The sequence below is a fragment of the Endozoicomonas sp. ONNA2 genome, from assembly GCF_024606365.1.
Lineage (GTDB): Bacteria > Pseudomonadota > Gammaproteobacteria > Pseudomonadales > Endozoicomonadaceae > Endozoicomonas.
The window spans coordinates 1-3792 of the sequence record NZ_JAHHPO010000218.1; the positions used below are offsets into that span (position 1 = coordinate 1).

Genomic DNA, 3792 nt, shown 5'->3' on the forward strand with positions numbered 1-3792 from the left:
ATAGTACCAGCCCAAGTAGCCAGAAATATACGATTCCATATGGCCAGCTACTTAAAGTATTCAACGGGCAACAGTTTCTGTCTTTGCCGCTGCAGCCATTCGCCGGTATCGGTGTTCTGGCAGCGGTTACAGGACGATGTCCGTTTTTGCTCCCGGAATTGGCAGCCGTTGCATTCAAGCAGCGTCATGCCGGAAGCAGGGGTTCGACAACCACGTATGGTGTTGAGCGCCTTGAGTTGGCTGGGTAGAAGACGTTGACTGTATTTTTCCAGGAAAGGATCGGCATATTGATCGGCTATATCGGAGAGATTCATTGATCGTCTCCGGTCAAGGTCATCAATCAGATGATTGCGGGTGTTCAGTTGAGTGGTTTCGGTTAACCGGGTAGATGGCCGTGGTTTTTGGACACATGTGCCCGAGAGGTTCCTGAATGGCCCTGAGGCTCACTCCCTGCTCCATAAGATGGGTAGCAAAGCTGTGTCGTAAACTGTGGGGGCTGACTTTTTTATGAATCCGGCACTCTTCCACAAGATGCTTCATGGCTTTCTGGGTGCAGGAGCGGCTCATAGGCTGGGTTGCCAGGTGCTGCTGATTGGCCGTCTGCCCTTCAGGGAAAAGAAACGTTGGGTTCCTATGGGTAGCCCGGTAGCGGCGCAAAGCCCTCAGGAAAGGGGAAGGTCAACGTAGCGATCCTTTCCCCCTTTGAGTTGCGTAAATGAACTTTCATTCGCCGTGCATCGATGTCGGAGATGGTCAGGTTCAGACCTTCAGCCAGCCTTAAGCCCATGCTGTAAAGGGTCAGAAGAATGGTGTAATAGCGCAACTTTCGCGCCTTGTTGAGCAGCAACTCAAATGGGCTGTAGGTCATCGACACTGCTTCGCTGAATTCTGGTTTGCTTCAAATTGGCGATTTATCCCTCCTACTCTATGCTAATCGGCAAATGGGATGCGTTGATATGAATAAAAAAATATCGTCGTGTGACTGTTGTTTTAATTGTTTTCTTATACTCGTGATGCCTTCTAAAGTCGTGCATTAGTCTTTTGTTATTAAGAGCAATCACAAGGATTATGATTTTCCTCATGAATCTGGAGAAAGAATATGCAAACACCAACCGAAAAGAATTATGCTGGAGTAACATACCCGGGCAACCTTTTCAGTACATCTCCCGCGCAGGAGAACTCCGGGACGGGTAATACCGGGCAGTTAAATGGTTTGAGTGTCATTGTACGCTCTGCCGTCATTCCTTTTTTTCAGTCGCTCTCTCCTGATTACCAGCAGCCTTCGGCCAATAATAATGGATTAATGTCGTATGATTCAAAGCCAGTTGCACTACACAACCAATCAATGCTGAATGATATCTGCCAGGGTGCTGGATTAGTCGCTCAACTGGCGGGAGCCTGGGTTCCGCAAGTTAAAGTGTTGGCTGATGTGGCTTCTAAATTATGTTCCGCTGGTAGTTTTGCCGGTAAAGCCATTGACTACATGCAAGAAAAAGATGCTGTAAAGGGAGAGCTTTCCGGGCAAAAATGTACCGGTGAGAAGCGCCGACCGATCGCCCAGAGTAGTATGACCCGGGAAGTGCTCACGGCTGCTGCCATGGTCACTATGGGGCAGATACCCGTTTCTGCTGCTATACCTGCAACGGATCGCCTGATTCCGGTACCAAACCGGGAAACATTGGAACAAATTGGCCACAATGGCAGTTACCCGTTAACGGGTCATTATGTCCAGACTCAGCATATCAAAAGTGATGTAACCATTGGCAGTGAAGATCAGCCGTTTTATGGGGATTACGATGGCGGATGCCATAAGATCACTGGTCAGAGACATTGTTTATTTGGCAAGGTTGCAGAGCATGGTGTTGTCCGTGATCTGAGTATGGTGCAGGCCCATGTTGAGAGTAATGATAAATACAGTGCCGTAGTCGCCTGTAAAATGGGCGAAGGAAGCCGTCTGGAAAACCTGCTGATAGAACATTCCAGTGTTTTGACTAACAAGGATGGCGTGCGTGGCGCAGCATCGATGACTCATGCAGGTGTGATAACAGGCCACCAGCAGGAGAATAGCTATATTGAGCAAGTTTGGGTCAATAATTGCTCAGTAACCAGTACTGGTAAATTTGGAGCTGTTGGCATTGTCAGTGGTAGGGCTGAAGGAGATATACAACATGTGACTGTTAAAAATAGTCGGGTCAAAACAGATCGTGACCACTCCCGCGTCGGCATTGGTGCCGGAATCGTTGAGGGCCGAATTAACCATCTTACCGTTCTGGACAGTCAGGTTGAAACCGATGCGACTGATAGTTTCGCCGGCATTGGTGGGGGAATAATATATGACGGTGGCAAACTGGAAAATTTGACCGCGGTGAACAGTTCAGTAAAAACTGAAGGAATGTATTCAGATGCTGGTATCGGTGCTGGTAAGTGTAAATCTGTTGGACTGTTAGCAGGAACAACAGCAATAGCATGTAATGTAACGACCCTGGAAGAAGGCGCGGATGCCGCCATTGGTGTGGGTGAAACTCGATGTGAGGTTGTTGATACCAGAGCCATTGACTGTTTCGTCAAAACCTCCGGAGATTACGCTGATGCTGCCATTGGGACCGGTTATTTTAATGGGGGAAAAACAGAGGGCATTATTGCGGTGAGAGGCGCCATTACTGCCAGCGGTAAAAGTGCAGTAGCAGATATTGCTGCTGGACAGATTGATTTATTCCTCTATCCTCCCGGTAATCCCTCTGTTATTAAAATGACAAACAGTGTTCAGGCAGTGAACGTCACTGTAAACGGCAGGTTGCAAAATGTCGGCAATGTCTCCCAGTCCTCTTTAGATCAGTTGTGTGATATTGCCGATCAACGATTTGTGGCCAATGATTGTCGGGTAATGAATCAGCCTTCAAAAGGTTACGGGAACTGTACAACAACGGATCTGCTGTTTGCACCCTCCCTGCCAAGTTCAAGTGCTCCATCGACGCTGAATACCGGACTGGTCAATTATTCCAGAGCTTCAACAGCATTAACCGCCCTGACAACAGGAGTCCAGGCAGGAACAACCCTAAGCACTGGGGCCATTGTCGGTATTTCTGCAGGAGTGGCGGCTGCTCTGGGTCTCGGTGCTTTATTCGCCTGGCGTTATTACACCCATCGTCAGGTTGATTCGGATGTTGTGACCATGCGCGTACTGAGAAATATGCAGATTGAAGAGCCGAATGATGAGTAATCATTCATTACCCTGACAAGGAAGAAAAGAGGAAGAATAAGGAAAGGAAGAAAAGGACACCCAAGGAGGGAAGAAAAGGACACCCAAAGATCCTTGAACGCCAACAGCAAAAAGGAAGGGGTGCAAAGATTGTTGATCGGCTGGCCAGGGATTTGAGAGCAGCCTTTCCTGAAATGAAAGGTTTTTCCCGTGCCAACCTGATGTACATGCGTGCATTTGCCGAGACCTGGCCCGATTTCACCACAGAGTCAAATGTCCAACAGGCTGTTGGACAAATTCCCTGGGGCATAATTTACTACTCTTGCACAAGGTAAAGGATCGTACGCAACGTTTGCTTTATTCAGCCAAGGCTATCGAGCACGGTTGGTCACGTAATGTACTGGCTCACCAGATTGAACAAAGCTGGGGTCACAAAGCTGGGGTCAGGTCTTTGATTGTGCAAATCTCTTTTCTCATCACTGTAAACGGCAATTATTATGCACAATGAAAGACCTGACCCTGATTTCCACTGATTTTTAGCCCATTGCTGAGGAGGTAGTGGTGTAAACATGGTCTTGACCTATCTCAGAAAG

The 3792-nt window shown here is 48.0% G+C and carries 5 protein-coding genes; 2 read left to right on the forward strand and 3 right to left on the reverse strand.

The features are described 5' to 3' along the window. Positions 1–47: 47 nt before the first annotated feature. From KDK14_RS04055 to KDK14_RS04065, 3 genes are read right to left on the reverse strand one after another with little or no spacing between them, the layout of a single operon-like run. A complete protein-coding gene (locus tag KDK14_RS04055) occupies positions 48–314 on the reverse strand; it encodes a transposase zinc-binding domain-containing protein (protein ID WP_257263739.1) in 267 nt (88 codons plus the stop codon). 22 nt (positions 315–336) lie between these two features. Beyond that, on the reverse strand, positions 337–657 hold the full coding sequence (locus tag KDK14_RS04060; protein WP_257263740.1) for a tyrosine-type recombinase/integrase: 321 nt from the start codon (positions 655–657) through the stop codon (positions 337–339). Further along, complete coding sequence (locus KDK14_RS04065) at positions 632–868, reverse strand: tyrosine-type recombinase/integrase (RefSeq protein WP_257263741.1); 237 nt, start codon at positions 866–868, stop codon at positions 632–634. Before KDK14_RS04065 ends, KDK14_RS04060 begins: the two co-directional genes overlap by 26 nt. Positions 869–1099: 231 nt before the next feature. Between KDK14_RS04065 and KDK14_RS04070 the strand changes: the two genes are divergently transcribed. Continuing rightward, on the forward strand, positions 1100–3220 hold the full coding sequence (locus KDK14_RS04070) for a hypothetical protein (RefSeq protein ID WP_257263742.1): 2121 nt from the start codon (positions 1100–1102) through the stop codon (positions 3218–3220). A 140-nt stretch (positions 3221–3360) separates the two neighbouring features. Beyond that, positions 3361–3534 carry a DUF1016 N-terminal domain-containing protein gene (locus tag KDK14_RS21610; RefSeq protein WP_373691027.1) on the forward strand — a complete coding sequence of 58 codons (174 nt, stop codon included), beginning with the start codon at positions 3361–3363 and terminating at the stop codon, positions 3532–3534. Positions 3535–3792 lie beyond the last annotated feature (258 nt).